We start from the raw sequence: 23464 nt of genomic DNA on the forward strand, positions 1-23464 counted from the left end.
AACCTACCGCGAATTAGAATGGCAGCCTATGAAGACACTTCCTGCACCATCAGATCCCAGGTGGCTGCTAAAGACCGTCTTTTCTCGTCCATCCCTCACTGTGCCGGCCGCGCTCTGCATGGCTGTCTCTTTTCTGCTTAACGGATCGACTCCAGTGATCGTGGGACATGCCATTGATGAAGCTGTGTCGAAAGGATCCGTTGACCGACTAGGCATGTGGCTGGTGGTATTGGGGGCAGCTTTTGGTCTGAATACCATAGCCGCATGGTTCGGACGCGGCCTCAACGCGCGAGCCATGCTAGTAATTGGGCACGATGTCCGCATGGCCATCACGGATAGGATTCAGGATCCGCGGGGCCTTGCGGGCAGGCCTCGCACCGCCGGCGAGCTACTGGCCATCGCCTCCACGGACGCACGGCGCGTGCAGAATGCCGTCATGATGACGGTCTTTCCCGTCGCTGAGATCACCGCCATTGTGTATGTGGCGATTATGGCTAGCCGTATTAACCTGCCTTTAGGCATTGCCATTTTGTGTGGCGGTCCGCTCATGGTGTGGGGCTCAGTGCGCGCGGCAAAGCCTGTGCGTACGCGTTCCGGAATCCGCCAAGCGGCGTTGGCGAAGGCCAGCTCCATGGCCACCGATGTGGTCCAGGGCCTGCGGATCCTTAAGGGCCTGGGCGCTGTAGCCACAGTGAGTAGGCGTTATTCCGCGGTGTCTGGTGCTGCCTATGCGCGAGCGGTAGAAGCCAATGGTGCCCAAGCCCGACTTAATGCGACTACGGAGATTTTGGGCTCGGTATATGTCATTGCAGTGGGTATTGGTGCAGGAATGATGGCCATGCGTTCCATGATGAGCGTAGGTGAACTCATTACGGTCATCGGCCTTACGCAGTTCATTATCACCCCAATGACGATGCTGGGCCGAAATATCGCGTCGCGGTGGGCGGCTGCGCAGGCAAGCGCCGAACGCATAACCGCCGTCCTCGCCGCACCCGGGGTAGAGAAAAGTGAACCGCAGGTTCCGGCCCTCGCCCCTGGGATCAACGTGGTGCCCGAGCCTGTCCCAGAGGAGCTTGTCTTCTTGCCGCGCGAGCGATTCCTGGTTGTTCCACACGAAACCATGCTTTTTGAGGGGACCGTGCGGGACAATATTCATCCGGATAGCGCGAGTGCACAACGAGCCCTCTTCGTAGCTGCAGGGGAAGATATTCCGGGCGGGTTGGACCGCGAGGTGGGAGAAGGCGGCCGAAACCTCTCCGGCGGACAGCAACAGCGCGTAGCGCTTGCACGAGCCATTGCTGCCGACGCAGAGATTTTAGTTTTGGCCGACCCAACTACCGCGGTGGATTCGGTGACCGAGCAGGAAATTGCGCAGCGAGTGGCGCATCACCGCGGGTCTAAGCCCACGCTTGTCTTCACCACTTCGCCGGCGTGGGCAACAGTGGGGGCGGAGCTATGATGCGTTTTCCCACGGCCTCTTGGCCCCAAGTGCGTAAGGAAGTGGGCCGCCAGCTTTCCGACGTCCCCGGTGCCCGCCCCCAAGCCGCAGCGGCCTTAGCCTTGCTTACCGCAGGCGCCGGCAGCAATGTAGCTATCCCCATCCTGTTGGGAAAGATCGTTGACGCTGTCATTGATCACGGCGCCATCGCACCCATCGGTATCTCGCTGGTGCTGGTGGCTGTGGTCTCCGCACTGTTTTCCGCTGCGGGGTTCTATGTCCTTTCGCGCCTGAGCGAGCGCGTGATCTCCGCTTTGCGGGAAGATATGGTCTCTACCGCTCTCCGCCTGCCTACCCACCGTGTGGAGGAAGCCGGCACTGGGGATTTGGTCTCTCGCTCGACCGACGACGTAGCAGAACTATCGGCAGCCGTAACCGAGACCGTTCCTGTGCTGGCGAAATCCGTCTTCGCCATCGCAACCACCGGGGTGGCACTAGTCAGCCTCAATTGGCAATACTTACTGGTAGTAGGCGCAGTTACGCCGTTATATTTCATTGCTGCGCGCCAGTACCTGCAGCGCGCTCCACAGCGCTATACCGACGAACGCGCTGCCATGGCGGAACGGGCACGCAGGCTTCTGGAGGCAATTCGCGGGCGAGAGACTGTGCGCGCCTTTGGCATGGAAGACCAGATGCATGCCGGTATTGAACGTGCCTCCGCACAGGTGGTGGACAAGGGCTACGCTGCGCGAAGGACAATGATGGTCCTGCAGCTATGGATGACGGTCATTGAGCTAGTCATGCTGGTCTGCGGTCTGGTCGTTAGCTTTTGGGTGGTGCAGTCTGGGGCCCTCACCGTTGGCGCAGTCACCGCGGCCATGCTCCTTCTTATTCGCTTGCGCGGTCCGCTCATGGGATTGATGCGAGTCATCGATACCGTTCAATCCGGCTATGCCTCCCTGTCACGGATAGTTGGGGTGGTCATGGATCCGCCACGGGCGGTGCCAGACTTCGGCGCCCCGACCCCAGGTGGAGTTGCCGAATTAAAAGAAGTGAGCTTCAGCTACGATGACGGCGGCTGGGCTGTGCAAGACGTAAACCTTAAGCTTCCCGCTGGACACACCGTAGCTTTAGTGGGAGCCTCTGGTGCGGGAAAGACCACGGTCGCTGCTCTTCTAGCCGGACTGCGGGTGCCTGCTGCCGGAACAGTCGTGGTCGATGGAGTAGAGGTATCGGCCCTTTCTGATTCCGAACGGGTGGCGCGTTTGGCGATGATTTCCCAAGAGGTCCACGTATTCTCAGGAACCCTGCGCGAAGATTTGTCCTTGGCTGCCCCGCAAGCCTCAGACGCACAAATGGAAGATGCACTACAGCGCGTCGGCGCACAGTGGTATCTGCAGCTAGAAGAGGGCCTAGATACGGTCATTGGCGCACAGGGGATTCACCTAGACCCGGTAGCAGCACAGCAGCTTGCGCTGGCGCGAATATTGCTTTTAGATCCCAAGATCGTCATCATGGATGAGGCCACCGCAGAGGCCGGATCGGTGGGGGCGGAAGCTCTGGAAGAAGCCGCGACAGAGGTCACCCGTAGGCGAACCGCACTGATAGTGGCACACCGACTAGACCAAGCCGCACGAGCCGATAGCATCGCCGTGATGGATAACGGGCGGGTGGTGGAGCAAGGCAGTCACCACGAACTGTTAGATTATGGTGGCCGCTACAAGCAACTATGGACCGCATGGCAGAAGGGACGACAAAGATGAACGCGAGGTCGCTACGGGTCGTGTTAGGCGCAGTAGCAGTGAGTTTCCTTGCGGTTGCCGGCGCATCATGTTCGGCCGATTCGCCGGACTCCGCGCCTCAAGCAGTCCCAACTGAGACGAAAAACCTAGGTATTCCAACCTCCGCACCGCTGAGCGGACCCGAGCCGGGAAGCTATACAACAGTTAATCTGCCCTCGGGCCGTTCCTTTATCCTCAGCGTGCCCAAAGACTACACTGGGGAGAAAAAGTGGCCCATGGTCCTGGCCTTTCCAGGCTGGGGACAATCTGCTGAGAATCTCCGCGGCTATTCCCGCCTCGATGCCGCTGATGCCATCACTGTTTTCGCAGAAGGTAAAAAGAAGGCTTGGAGCCCTGCTCCTTATGCCAAGACGTCAACGGCAGAAGACAAGAAATTTGTTCGCGACATCATTGATGCCGTTCGAGCCACGTATCGGGTAGATGACTCCCGGATTTTTGCTACCGGGATGTCGAACGGTGGCGGGTTTGCCGCCTACCTGGCTTGTCAGATGCCCGATGTCTTTAAATCCGTGGCTACAGTTTCCGCCGCCTACTACAAAGATATTCTCAAAGACTGTGCTCATTCACCCGTGGGCCGATTGGATATGCACGGCACCGTGGACCCCGTGGTGGGCTACTACGGTGGAACGCGCCATAAGACCAAGTACTATTCTGTGGAATCCGTGCTGGAACAAGACCGTAAACGCAATGGTTGCTCTACCAATGTCGATACGACCCGCCTGGTCAACAATGCACTCGATATGAAGTGGAGCGGCTGTACCGCACCGCTTGAACACATCCGTATCGCCGGAGGCTCACACGTATGGCCTGGTGGTACAGCAGACGCGCACAATGAGGTAGGCAAATTCTTTGCTACCGACCGCGTCCTAGACTTCTTCGGCATTCCCGGTCGCCCGTCCGGTACCGCACAGACTTAGTCCTGGCGATAGACCTGAAAGTTAGCGCCTGGAACCTTGCGCACCCTTTCAATGCAAATATCTGCAATGGTAGAAAAGCCCGCGCGATGAGCAGCGCTACGCGGGGAGGTTGGCTCTGGAATTTGCACAAGGTGAAAAGACCGAGTGCCCCCATCGTCGTTATTGAGTTCCACTACCGCCTGGGCAGTGGTGCCGGAGCCCGCAAAAAAGTCAAGGACGCGCGCATTCTTTCCACCCGCAATGGAAATGAGGTGCTTAATCAAGCGCACCGGTTTGGGAAACTCGAAAACGCCCTCTATCCCCATGACGTCTTCAGCATCGCGCCTGCCAGTGCGGGTCACCCCAAAGCGCTCCCCGTCCAAAATTGAGCGCGGGCGTGCACCAACTTTCTGATAGTTCTTGGTGTAGACGAAGCCTCGCCGGAAGACGAGCTCATCGAAGCGCTGTTCAACCTTATCCCGGCCCCAGCGCCAACGGGCGACCTTTTCTTTTCCCACCGGCTGGTCCGGCCAATATTCCTTGCCGTCGGGCCCAGAGATAGGGAAGTCGAGGGAGGGAAGGTACCCAAGGGTCTTAGAGTCTAAACGCACCAAGGAGTACTTCCCTTTGTCATCCTCATGGTTGTATTTGGTAGAAGTGTGACCGTGGAGATCGACATTGAACCCCGGATTGTCGGGAGTACGGGCGTAACACAGAATATATTCGTGTTCTACCACCGCGTACTTAGAATCGTTCTTGCCGGTGCCGGCCTTTTTCCAAATCAATTGGCCGGCAAAGCACTCCTCTCCAAAAACTTCATCGAGTACCTTGCGCGTATTGGCCACTTCGTCTTCTCCGATGGAGACAAAAATGAAACCTTGTGCGGAAAGTACGTCTCGGGCCAAGATGAGTCGGGGAAGCATCATCGACAGCCATTGCGAGTGCCATTCTGCATAGCTTCCGGAACGCATCTGGCGGCGCAATCGGTAGTTATCGCGGTAGACAAAGTCTTTGCCCGTGTTATAAGGCGGGTCGATATAGATAACGTCAAAGAGTTCTCCGCGGGAGGTGAGCCTTTGCAGAACCGGAAGATTATCTGCCGCAATAATCGCGTTGTCCGTGTCGCAGGCTGTGCTGAGCGCGGAATCACGCGTGAAACGTCGGCTCAGCGGCGATCTGGCAGCTGCTCGGGCAGCCTCTTTACCTGGCCATACTAAGCCAAAGAACTCCGTGCCCGGTTCCGGGGTGGACGGCGGCGCTGGGGTAGTTGAAGCCATGGTGCGAAGCCTTCGTTGGTAAATCGTCGTTACCGTCTAACGCTATCATTTGCAAGACTGAGGAAAATTGGCCTGAAGTTAAAATATGCACCCCGATTTTGCTTATACTTCGCTGGGGTAGGGATAAAGCAGCAGGCCTTATTGGGTGCTCGATAGGCTGCGGGGGAGTCTGGATACCCCTTAGTGCAACCTTGCTACCCGGCAGTAAAACTTATTTGGTCTAGTGGCCTAAAAGACTTTTCGGTGGCATGTTGACTCAAGTATCGGTACGTTGGGGTGTGTTGCCGGACACGGCAGCTTTTAGATAAACCTAGAACGAGAAGAAAGGATAACCACATGGGTATCTTCGATAAGGCAAAGGACGCACTGAACTCCGACAAGGGCGAAGAGCTCACCGACAAGGGCCTGGACAAGGCTGCGGACGCAGCTAAGGGCAAGCTGGGCGAGGACAAGGCTGACCAGATCGACAAGGCTCGTGACGCAGCTGACGGCAAGCTTGGCAACGAGTAAATAGACTCGCCCGCTTAAAGGGCGAATGCCTACTTTCCATTTTGGCCCCCAGCCCGCAAGGGTAGGGGGCCAAAGCTATATGAAGACCAGCCGCACAAAGCTGGCAAAGGTCTACATGGGCGCTCCCACCTTTTTGTGGGTGGCTCGACTTATAAAGTGAACGAATCCCAAGCAAATTTGCATGAAATCGCTAGGATTATATTTGTGAACAATCTTGAAGGCACCGTTTCCCATGCGGGCTCCACTAAGCAGCGCTTGCTGGAGCAGAGTGCCCGTATCCTGGCTAAGGGTGGGCGCGACGCTTTAAAGGTTTGTGCTGTGGCGGAGCAGATCGCTGTTCCAGTCGATGAAGCCAAGTCTTTCTTTGAAGATGACCACGACCTTTATATTCAGACCAGCCGGTTCTTGGACGAGCGTCTCCGAGTAGCGGCCTATGAGGCACTCGATAAACTGCCGGCTGACGCGACCGCGATTCAGAAACTTCGCGAGTCTGCCAAGGCCTACTTCAACTGGGCTGTTGATGACCCCGCTTACTTCGCAGCCTATAACAACTGCGAGACGGTAACGAGCTTTCCCAACTTTGAGGACGGGATCGAAGAGGCGAAGAGCTTTGATGCCTTCCCGCCCACCTTCCGCTGGATGCTTGAGCACATGCGGGAAGCAGCTATTGCAGCACGCGGCGATTTTGAGCACCGCCTGGTAGTGATCCAATCACTTACTTACTTGTCTGAGCTGCAGGGTATTACGCACTTGGCCACGTTCGGCATTATGCGTCATCTCTCGCCTGCGGCGAAGAAGCAGACCTTCAATGCTTGCATTGAGACATTGTTCTCTGGCTTGGAAGTTAGCTTGCGTGACGGGGAGATTGCGCCCTTTGAACCGCTAGCACTCGTTGGCGAACAAGCGGAACCGTTTACTATAGCAGCCAAGGACATGCCAAAGTCTACGGCTGAGGAAAAGCGTGCAGCCATTTTCCGCGGTGCGGCCGAAGAGATAGCCCAAAATGGATTGCCTAGCTTGCATCTCGGTTCTGCTGCTGCACGAGCAGGCGTGGATTTGGCAGATGCGGAGCATCTTTTCGATGGTAATTCTCACCTGCTGCAATCTTTGGAAGAGTCTTTGGATGAAGCCAATACGCTAGCAATCATGCGCCAGAACCAGGCCGTGCCGGAAGGATCCCACGGGCTGGCTTATATTAAGGCAACCGGCTTCGGGTATTTGGAGTATGCGCTAGAAGACCCCGTCGGCTTTGTCGCCCTCATTGAGGTTTCGAGCCGCTCGATCGTGCCCGTCTCTTTCGATGAGTCCGGCGATAGTGAGCAGCCATTTGATATGGGTAAGGCCTTTACCTTCATCATGAATCTGGTGCGCGATGCCATTTCTGAGTCGAATGGACCTCGATCGCCATGGATTCTTTTTACCCAGATTGCGGCGCTGTGGGCCTGCATCCACGGCCTCTCGCAGTTGAGTACTGTAGGAGCCCTGCGCTATCACTCGGCTAATTTCTACTTCAACCTAGCTTCCAAGGTGATGGACGTGGTTCTTCAGGGCATGGTCAATGTCCTTGAGCTAAAGAAGCCAGAATAGGAAGTCAAGCAATAAAGGGGACCCGCAGCGGGCTCCTCTTTTTTCTATATCCATCCCCGGGCATGTGCCGTAGTTGCTGCCTCATAGCGGTTCCCAGTTCCTGTCTTGGCGATGAGCGAAGAGACAATATTGCGCACTGTGCCAGTGCTCAGGTGAAGGTGCCCGGCAATCTGGCGGGTGTCGCTCCCCTCCAAGACATGACGTGTGACCTCCTTTTCGCGTGTGGTTAGTGGATTGTCCGGCGTGAAAATAGTCTCCTGGGCCAATGCAGGGTCGATGACCTTTAGACCGGCGTGCACTCGCCTAATGGCTTCGGCAAGTTGTTCGGGTGGGGTGTCCTTGACTACGAAGCCAGCTACGCCCGTTTCCAAAGCACGTTTGACGTAGCCACTGCGCCCAAAGGTCGTGACAATCAGGCTGCGGCAACCCGTGCCCTCTAGTTCAGCGGCCGCATCAAGACCGTTCTTAACGGGCATTTCAATATCGAGTAGGGCAACATCGACGCCATGCTTGGCGACGAGCCCTGCAACTTCCGCGCCCGTTGCGCACTCAGCCACAACGCTGATATCCGGCTCTGTGTCCAAGAGGGCAACTAGCGCCCCACGCACCAATGATTGGTCCTCAGCAATGAGAACTCGGATGGGATCAGTCATTGCCTGAGCCTCCGGCGGTAGTAAGAGGAAGAAAGTCCGTGTCGCCATTCATAGTAACCAAGGCCAGAGTACAGCCATTGCGGCGCGCAAAGAGCAGGTGCCCGCCAGCATCTGTTATGCGTTTACGCAAACCGTCAATCCCACCGTGGGCACTAGAAAGGCTTTCGTCAGCGTCAAACCCGCAGCCATCGTCCACCACTTGGAGTTGGTGGTCTGTCACCTGGACCCAACAGTGCGCTGCGCCTGAGTGGCGCACCACGTTTGTGGTTAGCTCGCGTAGGGCCCAGGAAAATTCGGCGTCGTAAAGCCCAGCGCCTTTTGCCGCAGAGGGCAAGTACGACACAATGCCGGCAGTGTCGAGTGCCCGTTGAGTCGCGTGGATTTCTCCTTCGAAAGTGGGCATGCGCATCCGGGTTACTGTGGAGCGGACTTCCGCCAAGCCCCTCCGAGAAAGCGCGCTCACCTCCTGGAGCTCCTGCTGTGCCCGTTGTGGATTCGAATCTATTAGACGGCGGGCAAGCTCTGACTTGAGGTTGATAACGGTTAAAGAGTGGCCCAAGAGATCGTGAACATCGGTAGCGATATCCTCGCGTTGGCGTGCCAAGTCCAATTCGTGTTCCAATTCAGCGCGGCTATCTTCGCGCTGGGAAAATGTACCTAGTAGCACTAGTAGTATCGGCCAGGCGAAGAGGACTATCAGGGCCCAGCCGGTGCTTTCAGGAGCGAAGAACCACGTGGTGGTGGCGAGCACGGTCCCCATTAGCAGGGTAAGCGCTAATGCCCGGCGTAGCGAGAGGTTAAAGCCGAGCAGCGCCGCCAGGTAAGGCACAAACGTGACGGCTATTATCCCGAAGAAACCAATTGATATCGCTGCGATGGCCGCGAGTAACACCCAGTAAAGCCCGACCCGCTGTCCTAACCGCCATCCGCGTGGGTAGTAGCCCACAGCGCCAAAAGAAAGGAAGTAGACAGCACTAAACGCTAGAACGCATGCAGAAGCCCCAATTCGTCCAGTGAGCGTCGTGCCCGGCGCGGTAAAGGTCATCACCAACCCGGGAATGAGGAAGACCAACCATACGCTGGCGAAAAGAGCGCTATTGAGGCTAAAACCGCGCCACGGCTCGCGAAAGGGGTCCATTAACGGCGCGCCTTGTCGCGGGAGCGCAGCACCAGGCAAGCGGTGAGAAAGATGGTCGTCCATACCGCGAAGTTTAACCATGCGGCCCACATGGGGTGCGACACGGTGCCTTCCTCCCCGTTAAGAAACTGCATGCCTTCTGCAAGGGGCCACTGGGCGAGCACAACCGGGCCAAAGAGGGGAGTGAAGCGGCCGAATTCCATCAGCGGCTCGGTAAGGGGAGTGAATACATTGGCGGCAAAGAGGAAGAGGACAACGGAGGTCGAGGCGATTGCGACAGAATTGTCGGTGGGCAAAGCCATGGCCCACACCAAGCCATAAAAGCCAAAGGGAATGGAAACTAGGACGCAGGCGATAATGGCTAAAACCCATTGGTGTGGTTGCATTGCAGCTTGTGTCATGGCACCGGTGATAAACACCGCGGTGATGGGGAGCAGCGCCTGAAAGCCGATGGATATCAGGTTTGCCCACAGAATCTGCCGTGGATGCAGGGGAGTAAGTGCTAATTGGCGCGCCCACCCAGTCTTGGTATCTGTCACGGCGGAGCCAGCGGCGGAGACGGAACCAGCGACGCCGCCGTAAAGGGCCATGCTGATCATCTCTAAGGCGGCGAAGTTTCCGCCTTTAAAGGAGGCATTACCAAAATCCATCATGGTGCCAAAGAGCAGGTAGAAAAATACCGGCAAGAACGTGCTGAAAAACAGCGGGGTAAGGTTACGGCGAAGGCGCAACAAGTTATGGATGGCAAACCCGAAAGTGCGCGCACTGGTTGTTGCTGACTGTGCAGTCATTGAATATTCCTTTCACGAAGTAGCCAACGGAGAGACGGGTTAGGACTGGGATGACGTCAAAGCAAGAAATGCGTCCTCTAAGGAATGTGTGCGAATAGTCAGGTCATGGGCCGAGGTGTGATTGAGAAGATAATTCGCAAGTACATCGGAGTCACGGGTGGTCATCCGGACGTAGCCGTTAGACAAGGAAACCTCGGTGACGGTGGGTAGCTCTTTCGCATTTAAAGGTGTGCCGTCGAATTTCGCCTCGACTATGCGCTTGCCCGACTGTTCGCGTAGTTCTGTGGCCTTAGCATCTGCGCGCAGCTTTCCTTCATGCAGGAGAATTATTCTTTCTGCAAAATTGTCTGCCTCTTCGAGGAAGTGCGTAGCGAAGACAATGGTGCGTCCCTGGTCTGCTTGTCTGTGCATGGTGGACCAGAACTCGTGGCGCGCTTGAGCATCCATGCCAGCTGTTGGCTCATCGAGCAATAGGATTTGGGGATTGCCCACAAGAGCTAGGGCGAATCGCACACGTTGTTGCTCGCCACCAGAGCATTTTCCTACTGGGCGGTGCAGGATCCGGTCTAGGTCTGCTTGTTTGGCAACTTCTTCGATGGGAAGGGGATGGGGAAAGGTAGAAGAAATCATCTTTAGGGTGTCCAAGACTGTGAGCTCAGGTAGCAGGCCACCGGTTTGCAGCACGGCGCCAATCTGTGCCGCGCGGATCGCAGCGTGGGGTGTGAGTCCGAGTACGGAAATGTTGCCGGAGGTGGGGGTGGTGAGCCCGAGGATGAGATCGAATAGGGTGGTTTTGCCTGCTCCATTGGTGCCTAATAGGCCTACGATCTCGCCTTGGGCGATGCTGAAGGAAATATCGCTGAGCGCATGGACGGGATGGGAGGATCTCGTGGCGAAGGTTCTACTGACTCCGGATACGTCTATAGCCAGCGGTTGTCCGGTAGATGGATCTGTAGTTCTCATACCTGGAAAGTATCCGTAGCCAGCAAAGATGATGAATAGGATCTGTCAACACATTTTCATGACAAGTGTCATGCCGCGATAAGGTAGGAAAGTGCTTACTACTCTCGCAGCCGCTGCTGGACTATTCGTGGCCACCAATATCGATGACATTGTGGTGTTGTCCCTCTTCTTCGCCCGTGGTGCTGGGCGCAAGGGCACGACGCCCGCGATTCTGGTAGGTCAGTATGTGGGATTTCTCGGAATACTGGCGGCCTCTGCCGCTGTCGGACTGGGCTTTAATGCTGTTTTACCCGAGGAATTGATTCGCTACTTTGGTCTCATTCCATTGTTTTGGGCCTATGGGCAGCGTGGCAAGCATTGCGGGGCGAGGACGACGATGAGGACGTTTCGGGTAAAAGGCTGAGCGCACTTGCGGTAGCCGGGGTGACCTTCGCCAACGGTGGCGACAATATCGGCGTCTATGTACCAGTATTTACTACTTCTTCGCCGGCTGAGGTAGCGATCTATTGCGTGGTCTTCTTAATCCTCGTGGCGCCCCTAGTGTGGGCAGCGCGGTTTGTGGCCACGCGGCCGGGCATTGCAGAAACACTGGAAAAGTGGGAAAGCGTACTGTTTCCAGCGGTCTTAATTCTATTAGGAATTGCGATCTTGCTTGCGGTGTAAACGCATAATAGAAAAAGCCGGCACCTTCACGGTGCCGACTGAACTTTTTGTCGGGCTAACAGGATTTGAACCTGCGACCCCTACACCCCCAGTGTAGTGCGCTACCAAACTGCGCCATAGCCCGCCGTCGAACTGTGCGACTTGTCTAGATTACATCAGTAGGATTCTACTGTGAAATTTGGGGTGTAACCTGCGCTAAACCTCGCCGCTGGAGTAGACCCAAGCGCCGCCCACGCGGCGAAACGAAGAACGCTCGCGTTGTGAGCCAACGGCCGCGCCTTTATAAAAGGCCTCAAACTCCACCACGCCGGAATTATCGAGCAATCCGCCTGCTTGGGTGTCTAGGATATCAAGGCGGTAAAACCGGACGGGAGAATCAGCCAAGTCGAGTGTTGCAGGGCGAGTATCGGGATCCCACGTACGGAGCAGATAAGCTTCGTCGCCAGTAACAAAGGCGCTAAAGCGCGAGCGCATGAGCGCCTCAGCGGTAGGCGCATTGGTGCCGGCATGGTACTTGCCGCAGCACTCGCCGTAGGTCAGGCCGGTGCCGCACGGGCAGCGGCGCGAGGAATCAAAAGCCGTCATTAGAGTGCGTCCACGTCCACGATGGTGACGTTGCCGAGCATGCGCTCCACATCGGTGTCCTTCGCGGCAGAGCGCAGGGCAGCCTCTTCTTCCGCTGACAGTTTTCCGGCAAGCTCTATGCGGCGCTCAAAGCTGGCGGGGCCGGTTTGGGTGATGCTCACGTGGACGTCGTCAAGCGCAAGCCTCTTGCCGGCATCCTTGACTGCTTGGGTAGCGGCCGTGGCCAGCGCGGACATAATAAGGCCCTCTGCGGTAAAGCCCTTACCCTTGCCGCCATTCTTCTTCGTGCGGTCGGCACTGAGGCTATGGTCATTGTGGCGCACGACCACGCCGAATTTGGTGCCGGTAGCCGGCTGCGCAACTGCGGCGTCGGTTCCTACTTCTTCTGGGCGGTAGTCAGGAACGATAAACTGCTCGGCCCATGCACCGATGAGATCCGCTGCACGAGCGGCCGTACCTTGCTTGGTGAGCAGGTGGTCGGCCTTGTCGAGGGAGACCAAGGACTTGGGGTAGCGCGTGAGCAGGAAGATATTTTGCGCATTGTCAATACCCACCGTCTGGTCAATGGGCGAGTGCAATACCATCAAAGGCTTGCGTAGCTTAGGCAGATATTCCTCGGGATTGGTATCTGCCAAGTCCTCCAAGAACTTGCGGGAAATGATAAGGCCGCGGCCGCCGAGGATGACTTCTACCTCGCCGTTGGCGTCGACCTCGCCGATCTTGTCCGCATAGTGAAGCACGGAGTGGGCAGGATCAAAGGGGGCGCCAATGGTGGCTACCGCCTTGAGTGATTTCATGGTGGTGGCCGCCTTCAACGCGGCGGCGCCACCTAGCGAGTGGCCCATGAGCAATTGTGGGGCAGAGTAGTTCTCCGTCAGCCAGGCGGCAGCGGCATGAATATCTTCAACGTTCTGGCTAAAAGTAGTATCGCCAAATTCACCGGCGGACTGGCCAAGGCCGGGAAAATCGAAACGCAAAGTGGCGATGCCGAACTCGGTGAGCTGCTTCGCGGTGCGGGCAGCACCGGGAGTATGGCGGGAGCCGGCGAAGCAATGGGCAAAGATGGCATAGGCGATCGGAGGAGAATCCGGGAAGTCGATGGTTCCGGCCATCTCGGTACCCCGGCTCGAAGGCAGCTTAACATTGACGGATTGCATGAGAACTAGAATAACGGGCCTCTTACCCGCAAGCCATACCAGGTTGACTACAGTCGATAGGAGCAATCCAAATAAGGAGGATGAGGTATGGGCGCGTTTGATTGGTTCTGGAAGGCAATGGGCTCGCAAAGCGAACGTAACGATAAGAAATCCAAGGCCATCGTGGGTTCAGCCGATGAAGCGGCACGGGCATTGGGCCAGCAAGACGACGCAGCTGTAGCCCAAGCCGCACGCGATGCTGTGAAAGGCGGCGAGATTGCGGATAAGGCGCAGTTCCTCGCGGCCCTGGCCGTAGCGTGCGAGCGCACCTTGGGCATGAATCCCTTCAACGTGCAATCCCAGGCAGTCCTGCGCCTGCTCACCGGAGACGTCATCCAGATGGCAACCGGCGAAGGCAAGACTTTGGTTGGCGCCATGGCGGCTACAGGTTTCGCGTTGAGTGGCAAACGCGTCCACGTTGTTACCGTCAATAACTATCTCGCCGCCCGCGACGCTGAATGGATGCGCCCTGTCGTGGAGTTCTTTGGCTTAAGCGTTGCCTCGGTAACAGAGGGCATGACACCGGACGAGCGCCGCGCTGCCTACGCGCAGGATATTATCTACGCACCGGTCAACGAACTGGGCTTTGATTTGTTGCGCGATAATCAAATTACCGACCGCTCCCACACGGTGCAGGCCGCTGGCGACGTTGCCCTCGTAGATGAAGCCGATTCCGTCTTGGTGGATGAGGCCCTTGTGCCCCTAGTGCTGGCCGGTAATCGGCCGGGTGAGGCCCCCACCGGGCACATCACCAATGTGGTTTCCCGCCTGCGCGAGAAGCTGGACTACTCCATCTCTGAGGACGGCCGCACCGTTCAGCTGACCGAGACTGGTGCACGCCGCGTGGAGCAAGAATTGGGCATTGATTCACTCTATTCGGAGGAGAATATCGGCACCATCTTGGTGAAGGTCAACCTCGCCCTGCATGCCAAGGCCCTGCTCATCCGGGACATCCACTACATCGTGGTCGATGGCAAGCTGCAGCTTATCGACGCCTCCCGGGGCCGCGTTGCCGACCTCCAACGCTGGCCCGACGGGCTCCAGGCGGCAGTAGAAGCCAAGGAAGGCCTAGAGGTTTCCGAAGGCGGGCGCATCCTCGACACCATCACGCTGCAAGAACTTATGCGGCGTTACCCACTCGTGTGCGGCATGACTGGTACCGCGGTGGAGGCGACCGATCAGCTGCGGCAGTTCTATGGTCTTCATGTATCCGTGATCGACCGCAATAAGCCGCTGCAGCGCTTTGACGAGCAAGACCGCATTTTCGCGACAGTCGATGATAAATCCGCCGCCATCGTGGAGGAAATAGCCACCATTCACGCCACGGGGCAACCCATCCTCGTGGGCACGCAGGATGTAGCTGAGTCGGAAGATCTGGCGGATGCCTTGCGCGAGCGCGGCATTGACGTCAATGTGCTCAACGCCAAGAATGATGAGCAGGAGGCACAGATCGTCGCCGAGGCCGGCGATATTGGACGCGTCACCGTCTCTACCCAGATGGCCGGACGCGGCACCGATATTAAGTTGGGCGGCGCTAACGAAGCTGACCATGATGCAGTAGCGGAGCTGGGTGGCTTGGCGGTTATCGGTACCTCCCGCCACCGCACCGCCCGCTTGGATAACCAATTGCGCGGCCGTGCAGGCCGGCAAGGTGATCCGGGCCTGTCCCTATTCTTCGTCTCCCTTGAAGACGATGTAGTCCAGCAAGGCGGCGACGGCGAGACAGTGCGTGCCCAACCAGCAGAAGACGGGCGCATTGAATCCAAGCGAGTGAGCGATTTCGTGGCCCACTGCCAGCGCGTGACCGAGGGCCAACTACTCGAAATTCATGCCCAGACCTGGAAGTATAACCAGCTTCTGGCGGATCAGCGCATTATTATTGATGAGCGCCGAGCCAAACTATTGGATACTGATCAAGCCTGGCAGGAACTATCCCAACGCGCTCCGGAGCGCGCAGCAGAGCTACGGGAGGTCCCTGAGGAAGCACGCATTAAGGCCGCGCGCGAAGTTATGCTCTATCACCTGGACTTGGCCTGGGCCGACCACTTGGAGCTTATGGACGATGTGCGCGAGTCGATCCACCTGCGCGCCATCGCACGTGAGACGCCGATCGACGAGTACCACCGCATTGCGGTGAGGGAGTTTAAGGACTTGGCTCAGCGGGCCGTCGACAAGTCTGTGGAGACTTTCCGCACGGTGCTTATCGACGCCGCTGGGGCGCACCTCGATGACGCCGGCCTCGCTCGTCCGAGTGCTACATGGACCTACATGGTGTCCGATAACCCCCTTGCGGGCAAGGGAAATTCCGTGCTGAGCGGCATCGGAAACATTTTCCGGTGAAATTATTCCCCGCGAAGGGGCCACGGACTCACGTGAGTCGCTAGTATTGTTATAAGTAACTCGTAACTAATCCCCGGAGGTAACAATGAGCGAGAACACCGGAACCCCGGAACCACAGGTAGAGACCACATCTGTATTCCGCGCAGACCTGCTCAAGGAGATGGAAAACGGCGCGAATGGCAATGATGCTACCGCTGCCGGCACCGACAACTTGGCGGAAGGTCAGGCCCTCCTCGTGGTAAAGCGTGGCCCGAACGCGGGTGCCCGCTTCTTGCTGGATCAGGCGACTACTACCGCCGGCCGCCACCCTGAGGCAGACATCTTCCTCGATGACGTTACGGTGTCCCGCCGCCACGCGGAGTTTCGCAAGAATGATGACGGCAAGTTTGAGGTAGTTGATGTGGGATCCCTGAACGGAACCTACGTTAACCGCGAGCCCCGCAACTCCCAGGTGCTCGAGGTGGGAGACGAAATCCAGATTGGCAAGTTCCGCTTGGTTTTCATTGCTAACCAGAGCTAATTTTTTACGTAGACTAGCCGCGCTTCCTTACTAGGAGGGGCGGTGTAGTCTACTTTTGGCACGATAAGAACTTTCATACCCTCTAAGAGATAGACACAGTGAGCGCAGCAGATTCTTCGGCAGCAGCAGTACGCCGCACCAGCCCTAAAGCTAAGAAGCCTAAGACCATGTCCATTGGCGTGGTTTTGGAGACGTTGAATCAGCAATTCCCAGACGTCACGGTGTCTAAGATTCGCTTCCTTGAATCTGAGGGGCTCATCAGTCCACAGCGCACGGCCTCGGGCTACCGTCGGTTCACCCAAGAGGACGTGGACCGGCTGCGGTATATTCTCACCACTCAGCGCGATAACTATACGCCGCTGAAGGTTATCCGTGAGCAGCTAGAAGCCATGGATTCCGGCCAGGTGACCGCCATCGTTTCCGCAGGAAATGCGGAAACCCTGCTCTCGCCGCAGCAGTTTAAGGCGCCTGTGGTCACCCGTCTGACCGATGTAGAGGTAGCTACCCAAGCTAGTGCCAGCGAAGATGATGTAGCCTCCTTGGTTAAATATGGCCTCATCCGCCCGGATGCCGCCGGCTTTTTCAATACCGACGACGTAGCCATTGTCTCTGCCGCAGTGGCGCTTAAGGCATTTGGTTTCGGCTCCCGTGAACTTAAGTCCCTGCGCAATAACGCCCGCCGGCAGGCAGACCTGATCTCCCAGGCGGCAGCTCCCGTGGCGCACTCCAACTCTGATACCGCGCATCAGAAGGCGGAGGAAATCTCCCAGCAAATGACCGCGCTCGTGGTGTCCTTACACGCAACTCTAGTGAAGTCGGATCTGCGCGACGAATACCACTCCTAATACACACGCGCTCCCGTCTTTGTGGGAGAGTGGTAGTTATGAGTGATGTATCCCTAGAGTTCCACGGTATCCACCAGGTCGGCCCCGAAGACGATGTGTGCGCTTTGCTGCGCTGGCCGGAAGAGAACCGGTTGATTCCCGTGTGGATCTCCCCGATTGAAGGCATGCAACTAGCTGCCGCTTTAGACGGACACCAGCCAAACCGTCCCACCTCACACGATCTGATCAGCGAGGTGTTGGAAGGAACCGGCGGGGTAGAGGCGATTGAAATTGCCAATTACCACCAGGGAACCTTCATGGTAGATATCAAGGCCCCGAACGGAGAGGTTTATGATTCTCGGTTAAGCGACGCACTTGCAGTGTCCGAATATTTCAACGTCCCGATTTCAGCCGAAGCAGATCTCCTTGCCCAGGTGTCCGTTTATGCCAGCGATGCGGATGTGAAAGAGTACTTCGACCTGGAAATTTCCACCCCCGGCGCCGGCGATGATGTGCAGACCTGCGAAAACAGCGAATTTTCGACCTCGGCATCGGGAAATGCGCAGGCAGATGCAGATTTTGAAGCCATGATGAGGTCTTTGGGTATGGACGAAAAGGATTTCCTTTCGGGGGATGACGACGAAAAAAGTTAATGACACGCGTGTGACTAATGGTGACAATGGGGTTTGAGAAGTCTAAAGTTGTACTTGACAGTTGAGCAAGCAGCGCTTGACGGGCGTATGCGCTTGGCTTTTAATTGATCTTTAGAACTTCCAACAAACCCCATTGGAGTAATTACGTGAGCATTAACGAGGACTCCCAGTCCGAAACCACCTACGTGCAGGAATCACTTTTTGACGTCGGACCTGACGAAGAAGTGGGCTACCGCGTTCCCATCGCGTGCCAGGTAGCCGGCATCACCTACCGCCAGCTGGACTATTGGGCTCGCACCAACCTGGTCAACCCTTCCATCCGCACGGCACGCGGCTCCGGATCCCAGCGCCTGTACTCCTTCAAGGACGTACTGGTACTCAAGATCGTAAAGCGCCTGCTGGATACCGGCATCTCCCTGCAGAATATCCGTTTGGCAGTTGAGTCCCTGCGTGATCGTGGTGTGAATGACTTGGCAAAGCTGACCCTCGTCTCCGATGGCACCACCGTTTATGAATGCCGTTCCAACGATGAGGTCATTGACTTGCTCGCTGGCGGTCAAGGCGTCTTCGGCATCGCAGTTCCGGGCATCTTGAAGGAACTGTCCGGCACTATTTCTTCCTTCCCTTCGGAGCGCATCGAGGATTTTGCCGAAGACAATGTAGTCGGCCTCGACGAGTTGGCTGCTCGTCGCAAGCGCAAGAGTTCTTAAATCCTCCACACAGAATCCACCCTCCTTCCCAGCTCACGGGGAAGAAGGGTGGATTTTTGATCTCTATCGCCACGATGACAACATGCAAGATCGTCCTGTTCCGTGCTGCGTGGCTCGCGGTATCGAGGTCGAGCTCTGCCTTAGAGCCCGTGCCGGCCTTGAGCTTAAATCGGGTGAAGTGCCCCGTGGGTGGGCTGTGTATGAGAGCTCTAGTCTTTTTGAGGGCAAAAATTAAAGCACCGCACGAGACTTCGTACGGTGCTGGGGAAAAATCGGTTCCTTGTTAAATGCCGGCGGCCTTGTTGATTGCTCCCGAAAGCTGGGTCTCATCGGCGGAGTCAACGGAAGTGAAGCTATCGGCTGCGGACTTCAGTGCGGCATCGACATTGCCTTCACCGACATGGACGACGCTGAGGGAAACGTCCTTGGAGGCGGCGTCTTCAAGAGCGGACGTGAATTGAGCATCATCCATGTCTTGCTCGGTGCCAGTAGTTACGACGAGCACGCGTGCCTTATCGCCGCTGCCTGCAGCTTGGTCGGCGGCATTGGCTACTGCCGCTACCACTGCGCTGCGCGTTTGCGGAACACCGCCAGTTCCAAAGCCACTGAGCGTGCCGGATACAGCGTTGCCATCGCCAAAGCCCAGGTTTTGTCGGAACCCAACCGTGGCGGTTTCAGAGATAGGAGAGGAGTAGTTCCACAACGAGACTGCCCCGCCGTCTGCGGCTAGGTCAGAAGCAGTGGTGCCCAAGGCTTCGGATACAGGGCCGTACATCGGCGCCATGGCCGTAGAGGTATCCAAGAGCAGGAGCGTATTTGCCGCCATCGTCACATCGGGCTTGGGAGCTGCTGCGGAACTCGTCGCTGGAGCGGAGCTCTTCGGGGAAGAAGAGCTCGTAGGCGCAGCGGACGTGGAAGTACTGGAAGCAGCTGCCGTGCTGGTCTCCGTTGCAGCCTCGGTGCTGGTTTCCACTGCGGCGGGTGCGGCGGAGTCTTCGCCGTCGTCGTTGCCCGCGCCGCGTAAAAGGAAGGCCACCAGGGCGATTATGGCCAGCAGCGCGATAATAGCCACCGCAATAACCCATCCCGCTACTGCGAAGCTATTTTTCCCGTTTGAATGCCGTGCCATGTGGTGTTTTCCTCCCAAGCAAACTGCCGTTGTTAGTGGCTCATTCTAGCGGGGCAAGTGCCTGATCTATCACAGCGACAAGCCGTTCTCGCAGTGGTTCAGCTTTGTGCGCCAGCGTTCTTTGCCTCGAGACGTATTCGGCCTTGCCCTCAGGTGTTTCGATGGGCACGACGCCAAGTCCCCAATCACGGCAGTCATAAGGGGACGCCTCCATGTCAAGGATGCGCGCTTCAATCGCCAGATCCAGGCACTCAAGGAAAAGTTCGCCTGGAACGAGCGGTCCCAGTTTCCAAGCCCACTTATATAGATCCATCGTGACGTGTACGCAGCCTGCCTGGTCATTGTCGGGCTGATCTTCACGATGCAGGACAGTGAGGTTAAGAGGTCGAGCGGGAGGAGTAAAGAACCGGAAGGCATCGTAGTGAGAACACTTAATTGAGTGCTCATCGACAACCTGGTTGGTGCCGTCCGCACCGAGCCGCAAGGGCAGCGAGTGACGCGGGGAATCCGTGTGGTAGACCATTGCCCATTCATGCAGACCGAAGCAGTCAAAGTGAGCGGGATTGGTAGCGGAACGCCGAAGCAGATTAGAGATATACCGAACCGAGTCACCACGACGGTCTAGAAAACTGGCTAAGTCGACGGTAACGCCGTCTGGGGTGGCGTGGTAATCCCGCCATTCGGCATGCGGAGGAGTGCCTGCCAGCGCAGTTCCTACACCCGGGTGCCAGCGCTTTAGGTGAGAAGGGCGTACCGGGTAGTACTCAAAGAGAAAATCGAAAACAGGGTGGTAGCTGCCAGGATGCCGGAAGCGCTCCAAACGGTCGGTGGCTTGCCTTTCGTGTTCATGCTGTTGAGCGCTCCATTCCTCAGGGCTCAAGATACGCATGAGAGTTAACCTCCTTGACTTAGCGGCGTCGGCGGCGGGCGACTTTGCCGCCTGAGCGACGGCGTTGGAAATTGGATTTCTTGACAGATTTCGCTGGTTTCTGGGGTACGGCCTGCCCGGGCGGGGGAAGGGCAGGGCCATTGGGCTTGCGAGCACCCGTAATCTCCTTAAGTACCGGCGCACCTGCAGGATTGTCACGGTGAGAAATATCGTGCTCCGTAGCTGTGACCCCGGCTTTCTTAATTAGAGCGTCTACTTCTTTGCGTTGTTCATCCATGACCAAAGTGATCACGGTACCCGCAGCACCGCCGCGTGCCGTGCGGCCGGCGCGATGGAGATAGGCTTTGTGCTCCGCGGGCGGGTCGGCGTGAACAACGAGTGAAACGTCTGCAATATCGATACCGCGGGCGGCAATATCGGTGGCGACCAAGACTGGAATGCTGCCATCGGCGAAGCCTTCGATTGCGCGGGTACGCGCGCCTTGGCCTTTATCGCCATGCAATGGATAAGCGTTGATGCCGGAGCGACGCAATTTCTTGACCTGCCTGTCCACGCCGTGCTTCGTACGCATGAACATGATGGTTTTGCCTTGGCGGGCAGCAATGCGCAGCACCACCTCGTTGCGGGCGGTCCGCTCGCCGACGAAAAAGAGGTGATGGGACATGGAATCCACTGCAGCTTGCACCGGGGCAGTGGAGTGGACCACTGGGTCATGGAGGAACTGCTCCACCAGTTTGTTGACGTCGCCGTCAAGCGTCGCCGAAAACAGCAAGCGCTGGCCTTGAACCGGAGTTAGGCGCAGAAGCTTGCGTACTTGGGGCAAAAAGCCCATATCGGCCATCTGGTCGGCTTCATCCAGCGCAGTGATCTGGACCGCATCCAAATGCAGCTTGCCCTGATCAATTAGATCCTGGGCACGGCCAGGGGTAGCGACAAGAACATCAACGGGGCGGGCGAGGGAGCGGATATGGTGATTAATATTTACCCCACCCACGACGGCAAGCACTCTTAAGCCCAGCGTTGCCGCAGGTTCGTCAAGGCGCTGGTGAATCTGAGTAGCCAACTCGCGGGTCGGGGCGAGGATAAGCGCACGGGGATGAGCAGGCTTGGAAGCACCAGTTCCGGCAAGGCGGGCGAGCATGGGCAAGCCAAAAGTATAGGTCTTACCCGACCCGGTAGGGCCGCGGCCGAGTACGTCTTTGCCTGCAAGGGCGTCGGGAATCGCGGCTTTTTGAATAGGAAACGGTTCCGTAATGCCTTCGTTGTGCAGAACGTGTACTAGGCGCTGGGGAAGGCCGAGATCGGCAAAGGTAGTCATCGCTTTCCCATCCTATCGGCAGCGCGGCGGATCGCCGCATTCCATGAGAAAGACCTGCTTGGAAAAGGCGAAAGGGCCCCGAAGGGCCCCAATCAAGTCAATGCGAATCTAGTCGGTCTGGGTCAGGCTGCGGTCACCGGACCACTCAATGTGGAAGGTGCCCGGCTTGTCGGTGCGCTTGAAAGTGTGGGCGCCGAAGAAATCTCGCTGGCCCTGGATGAGAGCGGCCGGCAGGCGCTCGGCACGCAGGCTGTCGTAGTAAGAGAGGGAGGACGCAAAGACCGGTGCCGGAAGTCCCAGCTGGGTAGCGGCGACGACCACGCGGCGCCAAGGGTCGATGAGGTCTTCCAGCTCGCCCTTGAAGTAGGGGTCGAGAATGAGGGCGGGCAGGTCCGCATTATTGTCGTAGGCTGCGCGGATGCGATCCAAGAACTTGGCGCGGATGATGCAGCCGCCGCGCCAGATGGTTGCTAGATCGCGCGGGTCAACGTCCCAACCGAATTCTTCGGACCCAGCCTTAATCTCGTCAAAGCCCTGGGAGTAGGCAATGAGCTTGGCAGCGTAGAGCGCGCGGCGCACATCCTCGATGAAATCTGCCTTGTCCACGTCCAGCGCCTTGATGGTGCCGGCGGGAAGCTGGCCTTCTTGGGCGGCGCTGCGCTGCGCGGTGGAGGAGGACAGCGCGCGGGCGAAGACGGATTCGGCAATACCGGTAATCGGAACGCCGAGCTCTAGGCCGTTGATGGCGGTCCAGCGGCCGGTGCCCTTCTGGCCGGCAGCGTCCACGATGACGTCGACAAGCGGGGCGCCAGTCTCCGGATCCTTTTGGGCCAGAACCTCGGCGGTGATTTCAATGAGGTAGGAATCAAGGTCGCCGGAATTCCATTCGCGGAATACCTCTGCGATTTCGGCCGGTTCCATGCCCGCGCCATAGCGCAGCAGCTGATAAGCCTCGCCGATGACCTGCATATCGGCGTACTCGATGCCATTGTGGACCATCTTGACAAAGTGGCCGGCGCCGTCTGGACCAATGTGGGTTACACACGGGGTGCCGTCCACATTCGCAGCGATGGACTCAAGAATCGGGCCGAGGGTCTCCCACGACTCCTTGGGGCCGCCGGGCATGATGGCCGGACCGTTGAGCGCGCCCTCCTCGCCGCCGGAGATTCCGGCGCCGACGAAGTGCTTGCCGCGGGCGGCTACGTCCTTCTCGCGGCGAATGGTGTCAGTGAACAAAGCATTGCCGCCGTCGATGATGATATCGCCCTCATCCATGGCCTCGGCCAGCTGATCGATGACGGCATCGGTGGCCTTGCCAGCCTTGACCATGATGATTGCCTTGCGCGGGCGCTCCAAGGAAGCCACAAAGTCCTCGATGGTTTCCGAGGGCACGAAGTTGCCTTCCTCACCGTGGGCCTTAATGAGCGCATGAGTCTTTTCAGGGCTGCGGTTATACACCGCTACGGTATTGCCGTTGCGGGCAAAGTTACGGGCCAAATTAGAGCCCATGACCGCCAATCCCACGACGCCAATCTGAGCAAGTTCATTCTTTTCAATCATGCTGCCTATCCTACGTCACTAG

21 protein-coding genes, 1 tRNA gene and 1 pseudogene are annotated in these 23464 nt (G+C 57.5%); 11 read left to right on the forward strand and 12 right to left on the reverse strand.

Annotation, left to right across the window (positions count from 1 at the left end; all coding sequences use genetic code 11):
* Positions 1-28: 28 nt before the first annotated feature.
* The 3 genes from MHK00_RS07140 (at position 29) to MHK00_RS07150 (ending at position 4157) form a co-directional block, all read left to right on the forward strand.
* Positions 29-1459, forward strand: a complete 1431-nt coding sequence (locus tag MHK00_RS07140; protein WP_250410985.1) for an ABC transporter transmembrane domain-containing protein — start codon at positions 29-31, stop codon at positions 1457-1459.
* Complete coding sequence (locus MHK00_RS07145; protein WP_250411053.1) at positions 1459-3201, forward strand: ABC transporter ATP-binding protein; 1743 nt, start codon at positions 1459-1461, stop codon at positions 3199-3201. Before MHK00_RS07140 ends, MHK00_RS07145 begins: the two co-directional genes overlap by 1 nt.
* Positions 3202-3410: 209 nt before the next feature.
* The gene (locus MHK00_RS07150) at positions 3411-4157 is read left to right on the forward strand and encodes a CE1 family esterase (protein WP_167315517.1); all 747 of its coding nucleotides are present in this window, start codon (positions 3411-3413) and stop codon (positions 4155-4157) included.
* Here the strand turns inward: MHK00_RS07150 and MHK00_RS07155 are convergent.
* A complete protein-coding gene (locus MHK00_RS07155; protein ID WP_005324695.1) occupies positions 4154-5413 on the reverse strand; it encodes a site-specific DNA-methyltransferase in 1260 nt (419 codons plus the stop codon). The two genes, MHK00_RS07150 and MHK00_RS07155, sit on opposite strands and share 4 nt — an antisense overlap.
* A gap of 336 nt (positions 5414-5749) precedes the next feature.
* Between MHK00_RS07155 and MHK00_RS07160 the strand changes: the two genes are divergently transcribed.
* Together MHK00_RS07160 and MHK00_RS07165 are read left to right on the forward strand one after the other, a co-directional pair.
* A complete protein-coding gene (locus MHK00_RS07160) occupies positions 5750-5923 on the forward strand; it encodes an antitoxin (RefSeq protein WP_005324698.1) in 174 nt (57 codons plus the stop codon).
* A 204-nt stretch (positions 5924-6127) separates the two neighbouring features.
* Positions 6128-7510 carry a hypothetical protein gene (locus MHK00_RS07165; RefSeq protein WP_250410987.1) on the forward strand — a complete coding sequence of 461 codons (1383 nt, stop codon included), beginning with the start codon at positions 6128-6130 and terminating at the stop codon, positions 7508-7510.
* A 44-nt stretch (positions 7511-7554) separates the two neighbouring features.
* On the opposite strand, the gene MHK00_RS07170 is transcribed toward MHK00_RS07165, so the two are convergent.
* Genes MHK00_RS07170 through MHK00_RS07185 form a run of 4 tightly spaced genes read right to left on the reverse strand, consistent with a single transcriptional unit; the run spans position 7555 to position 11055 of the window.
* Positions 7555-8163, reverse strand: coding sequence for a response regulator transcription factor (locus tag MHK00_RS07170; protein WP_005324711.1), 609 nt, complete (start codon positions 8161-8163; stop codon positions 7555-7557).
* On the reverse strand, positions 8156-9301 hold the full coding sequence (locus tag MHK00_RS07175; protein ID WP_250410989.1) for a sensor histidine kinase: 1146 nt from the start codon (positions 9299-9301) through the stop codon (positions 8156-8158). The genes MHK00_RS07170 and MHK00_RS07175 overlap by 8 nt, the downstream gene beginning before the upstream one ends.
* A complete protein-coding gene (locus MHK00_RS07180; protein WP_005324715.1) occupies positions 9301-10092 on the reverse strand; it encodes a hypothetical protein in 792 nt (263 codons plus the stop codon). Before MHK00_RS07180 ends, MHK00_RS07175 begins: the two co-directional genes overlap by 1 nt.
* Positions 10093-10131: 39 nt before the next feature.
* Positions 10132-11055, reverse strand: coding sequence for an ABC transporter ATP-binding protein (locus MHK00_RS07185; protein WP_005324721.1), 924 nt, complete (start codon positions 11053-11055; stop codon positions 10132-10134).
* Between the two features lie 91 nt (positions 11056-11146).
* On the opposite strand from MHK00_RS07185, the pseudogene MHK00_RS07190 reads away from it, so the two are divergent.
* Positions 11147-11718 (forward strand): annotated as a pseudogene (locus tag MHK00_RS07190) (cadmium resistance transporter).
* Between the two features lie 50 nt (positions 11719-11768).
* Here MHK00_RS07190 and MHK00_RS07195 read toward each other — a convergent pair.
* From MHK00_RS07195 to MHK00_RS07205, 3 genes are all read right to left on the reverse strand, one after another.
* Positions 11769-11842: transfer RNA gene (locus MHK00_RS07195), tRNA-Pro, on the reverse strand.
* Between the two features lie 71 nt (positions 11843-11913).
* A complete protein-coding gene (locus tag MHK00_RS07200; RefSeq protein ID WP_250410991.1) occupies positions 11914-12303 on the reverse strand; it encodes a YchJ family protein in 390 nt (129 codons plus the stop codon).
* Positions 12303-13460: a bifunctional alpha/beta hydrolase/OsmC family protein gene (locus MHK00_RS07205; protein WP_250410992.1), complete on the reverse strand. Its 1158-nt coding sequence runs from the start codon at positions 13458-13460 to the stop codon at positions 12303-12305. The genes MHK00_RS07200 and MHK00_RS07205 overlap by 1 nt, the downstream gene beginning before the upstream one ends.
* A gap of 87 nt (positions 13461-13547) precedes the next feature.
* Here MHK00_RS07205 and secA2 point away from each other — a divergent pair, with 87 nt between their 5' ends.
* The 5 genes from secA2 (at position 13548) to MHK00_RS07230 (ending at position 18546) form a co-directional block, all read left to right on the forward strand.
* On the forward strand, positions 13548-15839 hold the full coding sequence (gene secA2, locus MHK00_RS07210; RefSeq protein WP_250410994.1) for an accessory Sec system translocase SecA2: 2292 nt from the start codon (positions 13548-13550) through the stop codon (positions 15837-15839).
* Positions 15840-15924: 85 nt separating this feature from the next.
* Positions 15925-16359: an oxoglutarate dehydrogenase inhibitor Odhl gene (odhI, locus tag MHK00_RS07215; RefSeq protein ID WP_005324732.1), complete on the forward strand. Its 435-nt coding sequence runs from the start codon at positions 15925-15927 to the stop codon at positions 16357-16359.
* 98 nt (positions 16360-16457) lie between these two features.
* Positions 16458-17204 (forward strand): transcriptional regulator FtsR, encoded by a 747-nt coding sequence (gene ftsR / locus MHK00_RS07220; protein WP_005324733.1) that lies wholly within the window; start codon positions 16458-16460, stop codon positions 17202-17204.
* Between the two features lie 38 nt (positions 17205-17242).
* Positions 17243-17836, forward strand: coding sequence for a bifunctional nuclease family protein (locus MHK00_RS07225; protein WP_250410996.1), 594 nt, complete (start codon positions 17243-17245; stop codon positions 17834-17836).
* Between the two features lie 146 nt (positions 17837-17982).
* Positions 17983-18546: a MerR family transcriptional regulator gene (locus MHK00_RS07230; protein WP_150851652.1), complete on the forward strand. Its 564-nt coding sequence runs from the start codon at positions 17983-17985 to the stop codon at positions 18544-18546.
* A gap of 283 nt (positions 18547-18829) precedes the next feature.
* Here MHK00_RS07230 and MHK00_RS07235 read toward each other — a convergent pair whose 3' ends face one another.
* From MHK00_RS07235 to gnd, 4 genes are all read right to left on the reverse strand, one after another.
* Positions 18830-19675, reverse strand: coding sequence for a hypothetical protein (locus MHK00_RS07235; RefSeq protein ID WP_250410998.1), 846 nt, complete (start codon positions 19673-19675; stop codon positions 18830-18832).
* A gap of 40 nt (positions 19676-19715) precedes the next feature.
* The gene (locus MHK00_RS07240; RefSeq protein WP_250411000.1) at positions 19716-20564 is read right to left on the reverse strand and encodes a 3-methyladenine DNA glycosylase; all 849 of its coding nucleotides are present in this window, start codon (positions 20562-20564) and stop codon (positions 19716-19718) included.
* A gap of 19 nt (positions 20565-20583) precedes the next feature.
* Positions 20584-21882: a DEAD/DEAH box helicase gene (locus MHK00_RS07245; RefSeq protein WP_005329572.1), complete on the reverse strand. Its 1299-nt coding sequence runs from the start codon at positions 21880-21882 to the stop codon at positions 20584-20586.
* Positions 21883-21990: 108 nt separating this feature from the next.
* A complete protein-coding gene (gene gnd / locus MHK00_RS07250; RefSeq protein WP_005329574.1) occupies positions 21991-23442 on the reverse strand; it encodes an NADP-dependent phosphogluconate dehydrogenase in 1452 nt (483 codons plus the stop codon).
* Between the last annotated feature and the right edge of the window lie 22 nt (positions 23443-23464).

Origin of the sequence: Corynebacterium tuberculostearicum, assembly GCF_022347385.1 — a bacterium.
GTDB classification, from domain to species: Bacteria; Actinomycetota; Actinomycetes; order Mycobacteriales; family Mycobacteriaceae; genus Corynebacterium; species Corynebacterium tuberculostearicum_M.

What these genes read in the sequence shown, in the direction of transcription:
- MHK00_RS07160 (WP_005324698.1), top strand. Translation starts at nt 5,750, where the DNA reads ATGGGTATCTTCGATAAGGCAAAGGACGCACTGAACTCCGACAAGGGC.
- MHK00_RS07245 (WP_005329572.1), bottom strand. Translation starts at nt 21,882, where the DNA reads ATGACTACCTTTGCCGATCTCGGCCTTCCCCAGCGCCTAGTACACGTT.
- MHK00_RS07225 (WP_250410996.1), top strand. Translation starts at nt 17,243, where the DNA reads ATGAGTGATGTATCCCTAGAGTTCCACGGTATCCACCAGGTCGGCCCC.
- MHK00_RS07180 (WP_005324715.1), bottom strand. Translation starts at nt 10,092, where the DNA reads ATGACTGCACAGTCAGCAACAACCAGTGCGCGCACTTTCGGGTTTGCC.
- MHK00_RS07240 (WP_250411000.1), bottom strand. Translation starts at nt 20,564, where the DNA reads ATGCGTATCTTGAGCCCTGAGGAATGGAGCGCTCAACAGCATGAACAC.
- MHK00_RS07185 (WP_005324721.1), bottom strand. Translation starts at nt 11,055, where the DNA reads ATGAGAACTACAGATCCATCTACCGGACAACCGCTGGCTATAGACGTA.
- secA2 (WP_250410994.1), top strand. Translation starts at nt 13,548, where the DNA reads ATGGGCGCGTTTGATTGGTTCTGGAAGGCAATGGGCTCGCAAAGCGAA.
- MHK00_RS07170 (WP_005324711.1), bottom strand. Translation starts at nt 8,163, where the DNA reads ATGACTGATCCCATCCGAGTTCTCATTGCTGAGGACCAATCATTGGTG.
- MHK00_RS07175 (WP_250410989.1), bottom strand. Translation starts at nt 9,301, where the DNA reads ATGGACCCCTTTCGCGAGCCGTGGCGCGGTTTTAGCCTCAATAGCGCT.
- MHK00_RS07205 (WP_250410992.1), bottom strand. Translation starts at nt 13,460, where the DNA reads ATGCAATCCGTCAATGTTAAGCTGCCTTCGAGCCGGGGTACCGAGATG.
- MHK00_RS07155 (WP_005324695.1), bottom strand. Translation starts at nt 5,413, where the DNA reads ATGGCTTCAACTACCCCAGCGCCGCCGTCCACCCCGGAACCGGGCACG.
- MHK00_RS07145 (WP_250411053.1), top strand. Translation starts at nt 1,459, where the DNA reads ATGCGTTTTCCCACGGCCTCTTGGCCCCAAGTGCGTAAGGAAGTGGGC.
- MHK00_RS07140 (WP_250410985.1), top strand. Translation starts at nt 29, where the DNA reads ATGAAGACACTTCCTGCACCATCAGATCCCAGGTGGCTGCTAAAGACC.
- MHK00_RS07235 (WP_250410998.1), bottom strand. Translation starts at nt 19,675, where the DNA reads ATGGCACGGCATTCAAACGGGAAAAATAGCTTCGCAGTAGCGGGATGG.
- gnd (WP_005329574.1), bottom strand. Translation starts at nt 23,442, where the DNA reads ATGATTGAAAAGAATGAACTTGCTCAGATTGGCGTCGTGGGATTGGCG.
- odhI (WP_005324732.1), top strand. Translation starts at nt 15,925, where the DNA reads ATGAGCGAGAACACCGGAACCCCGGAACCACAGGTAGAGACCACATCT.
- MHK00_RS07200 (WP_250410991.1), bottom strand. Translation starts at nt 12,303, where the DNA reads ATGACGGCTTTTGATTCCTCGCGCCGCTGCCCGTGCGGCACCGGCCTG.